Annotated in this window: 3 protein-coding genes and 4 pseudogenes; 4 read left to right on the forward strand and 3 right to left on the reverse strand. The window is 53.4% G+C overall.

The window, feature by feature from the left end; all coding sequences use genetic code 11:
* Positions 1–328 (forward strand): annotated as a pseudogene (locus tag QT222_RS04355) (transposase domain-containing protein); the annotation flags it as partial.
* 40 nt (positions 329–368) lie between these two features.
* Here the strand turns inward: QT222_RS04355 and QT222_RS04360 are convergent.
* The gene (locus tag QT222_RS04360; protein WP_014732683.1) at positions 369–785 is read right to left on the reverse strand and encodes a hypothetical protein; all 417 of its coding nucleotides are present in this window, start codon (positions 783–785) and stop codon (positions 369–371) included.
* Between the two features lie 157 nt (positions 786–942).
* Here QT222_RS04360 and QT222_RS04365 point away from each other — a divergent pair.
* Positions 943–1461: pseudogene (locus QT222_RS04365) on the forward strand (hypothetical protein).
* 154 nt (positions 1462–1615) lie between these two features.
* On the opposite strand, the gene QT222_RS04370 reads toward QT222_RS04365, so the two are convergent.
* Together QT222_RS04370 and QT222_RS04375 are read right to left on the reverse strand one after the other, a co-directional pair.
* Entirely contained in the window at positions 1616–1798 is a 183-nt protein-coding gene (locus QT222_RS04370; protein WP_004056170.1) for a hypothetical protein, read from the reverse strand.
* A 19-nt stretch (positions 1799–1817) separates the two neighbouring features.
* Positions 1818–2558 (reverse strand): hypothetical protein, encoded by a 741-nt coding sequence (locus QT222_RS04375; protein WP_004056173.1) that lies wholly within the window; start codon positions 2556–2558, stop codon positions 1818–1820.
* A 236-nt stretch (positions 2559–2794) separates the two neighbouring features.
* On the opposite strand from QT222_RS04375, the pseudogene QT222_RS04380 reads away from it, so the two are divergent.
* Both QT222_RS04380 and QT222_RS04385 read left to right on the forward strand, forming a co-directional pair.
* A pseudogene (locus QT222_RS04380) lies at positions 2795–2866 on the forward strand (IS6 family transposase); the annotation flags it as partial.
* Between the two features lie 168 nt (positions 2867–3034).
* A pseudogene (locus QT222_RS04385) lies at positions 3035–3512 on the forward strand (IS6-like element ISHbo1 family transposase); the annotation flags it as partial.

Consider the following 3512-nt stretch of genomic DNA (forward strand, 5'->3'; position numbering starts at 1 on the left):
GACATGGTACCGATCCGGCTGCTGCGTTTCTCCATCGACTCTCGGAGAAACACGAGCTCTCAGATGCTGTATTTCCCGTCGATGGCTACGGCTATCAGACTGCCCTCTCTCGAGTAGGAGTGAGCGGTCGGGTCGATTACGTCGAGCGAAACCGCGTCGAAAAGTGGCTTCACACCCTCAAAATGTGAGTGACCGTTTCAATAATTCGTGGGTGGGCAGTCATGCGAGCGTCTGTGAGTAGTTCATACAATTTGCGCAATACTATAATTTCCAACGACCGCACCAATCGCTCGACGGACGAACGCCAGTTGAGGAGGTCACTAACTAGACAGTGCCGGAATTGTCATACCATCATCCGGATTATAATATTATGTAGACCGACATCCATACATAATTCTCATTCCCTCATCTTCAGTAACTGCGAAGATGATGCTTACCGTTGATGCTTCGCCACAGCTCACAGTCGGTGAATAGTCATATGTTTGCCTCTCACCACTATACTCGACTGCCATCTGGTCAGGTGTTTCTGATACCTGCTCGGATTCGTTGTATGAGTTCGGAGGAAGTGTATATTCCCTTTTAAAAACCACATTTTCATCTTTATCAGACATCGTGATAAAGAACTGTACATGATGTTCGAGAAGGTTTGTTGCATGAACCTCATGTCCCTCTTTTTTGGATGTTTGTGTTCCGTCATTTATGCAACCTGTGAGAGGAAATAACAATGTTGCACTCGCAATGGCGCTACTAAACTGACGCCTGAAGACGCCTTTGCTTGAATCCATGTCCTAGAATTTTGGAGTAATTATTATTAATCTGACTACTGGGAAGATAAGGCACTGTCTAGTTAGAAATCGGGTTATTCTGCTCTGTTGAATAGCGGTCTAATCAGTCGATATCACCGCGTTAGAAGGGTGAGGCCAAAGAAATCAATTTCTGTCCATGGAAGTCGATCTCCTTGACTTCATTGAGCAGTGTCGTGACCTAGCCAAACAAGCGTTAGGGAACCACGCGGGCTAGCCCGCCACCGGCGGGTTCGCCCGCTGGGTCCACGTCGTTCTGCACTGCTTTCGGCTCGAAGAGGGCCACAGCTACCGTGAAACGCCGAATCGGCTGAAGTACCTGACCGAGATTCGTGACGCACTCGGCCTAGATCGGGACGACCTGCAGTCGGTGGCCGCTGACAACGGATTCCAAGACTGGCACACTGAGTACGAAATCGCCGCGCTTGACGTTGAGTATCTTGTTCACTACCGCGGGTCGTCACCGAAAGCAGCTGCGAACAACGTGCTCATCCGGGCAAAAGGCTACTCTCAGCGCTGGATGGCAGAAACGCCGTACTCGACAACCAAGCGCTCGCTCGGCGACGCCGTGCGAGCGCTCGGCTAGTATCGACAGTTCCGTGAAATTGTCCTGATGTTCGCCCTCATTAACATCGAACCGTTGTGTGAGCCGCTGTAACCGTGACTCAGCATCTATTCAACAGAGCAGGTCATTCTAGCTGTATGATAGGGGGGACGGCGTATTTAAAAGTTCGAGACAGGAGGCGAACACCAGTGAGATTTCGTTGTCTCCTGTCGAAAGGTACAGTGGATTTGGGGTGTGGGAGTCCGCGTCAGTCGACAGTTCTCCGTCGCGCCCATTCGAGTCCGTACAGGAGCGACCCGAACAGGATGAGTACAGCGGGCACGAAGAAAATGAGCCGAATCATCGTCGGACTCTCCGTCATCAGTGCCATCAACCACCCCACGAACATGAAGAGTATTCCCGTACTCGCACCGCTGATAGCGATGGCCAAGGGGTGCACAGTTTGTTCGTCACGGAAAGACAGTTGCATGGTGAAAGAACCGGTGGGGAGCGCTTTTATTTACAGGTGTTTCTAGACACTCGCTGCAGAAGTACCCCAGTGAGACACCGGTCGCGGCGACACACGTGAGACACGCAACGGCACCTGCGATACTAACCGGCGGTGGCGTGGCGACGGCATAACACGCCCATCCGCACGTGCCGACACTGCTCAGTGTCGAAGTCATACAGACGGTGCAGGCTCCTGTGTCACACTCCTCCATCGGAGTTACGTCGGAAGTCGACGCGGAATCGAACGCGAAGGAATCGAACTCGACGAGCGTCGCCGTCGCATCTTTCGAGTCCTCTGGAACGACGCCGAATCCATCGATCGCCGAACTGAAGAACGCAGTCGACTCGTCGAGGTCGAACCCGAAGCGACGCTGCAGTTGGACTCGCTCCGCTTTCGTAGGGGCACGGAAGAACTCGGTTCCACCACACATATCGGAGAGTACCGACGCCGACTCGACCTCCGATGCGAGTCTGTACTCACGTGGGAGTGCACCTGCACGGACATCTTCGCCGAAGACGAAGTGTGCGACTTCGTGGGATTTAACCTCGGTGTACCGGAGCGTCCCGATCGCCGTCTCGAAGAAGTACGCTGTCAACTGGGCGTCGTCCCCTCGGAACGTGCTGACTAGCTTCTTGCCTGTACCGACGGAGGGGGAGCCGACCTCTCGAAGGACCCGCTGTACAGGTTCGTTGCGAAGCACTTGGTCAGTTGCTTCGTAATTCGGCTTCTGACTTGGGACTTGACCTTGTATCGGTAGTTGTCCTTCACGTCGGCCTCACCGCTCAAAATCTCGCGTTCTCTCTCGGTCATCAATGCTCGTCCTTCACTCATATTTCCGGATACAATCTCTATACTGTCAAACTCACCTCATATAGTATATACTGTCTAGTTAAGCCAGTTTGAGGAACGAGCAGGTCGTTGAGTTAGTTGGTCAAGATGCTCGCAGACCTGCTCAGCGAGTGCTTTGCGACGGATTATGAAGAAACGTGGGAGCGTGAGCGGACGGCGACGCGACGAGACGCGGAGCGTCTCGTTTTCCCACCAGAAATCAAAGATTTCTGGAGACGTCCCAAACTCGCGATGCGAGTTTGTGGGCTCGAAAGACGCTTGCGTCTTTCGAACGTTCACGAGAGCGGAGCTCTCGTGCAGCCCACCAGAACGCAAAGCGTTCTGGGGACGCCCGTCAGGGTGTTCGCCGTCCAGCTCCACGCGACCGGCTGTTCACTTAGAGAGACAAAAGAAATTCTCCGATTGCTCGGCGTAGAACGCTCTCATCAAGCTGTTTGGCAATGGGTGCATCGACTGGCTAACAGCGGTCACAACCCGCCTGAGGCAACGCCGAAGCGGGTTGCGGTCGACGAGACCGCTGTCAAAATCAACGGTGAGTGGTCTTGGTTGTACGCCGCAATAGACATCGAGACGAAGCTGATTCTCGATGTCGAGTTGTTTGGACGACATGGTACCGATCCGGCTGCTGCGTTTCTCCATCGACTCTCGGAGAAACACGATCTCTCAGACGCTGTGTTTCTCGTCGATGGCTACGGCTATCAGACTGCCCTCTCTCGATTAGGATTGAGCGGTCGGCTTGACTACGTCAACCGAAACCTCATCGAAAAGTGGTTTCACACCCTCAAAATGCGAGTCGACCGCTTCC

This window comes from Haloferax sp. s1, from assembly GCF_058382125.1.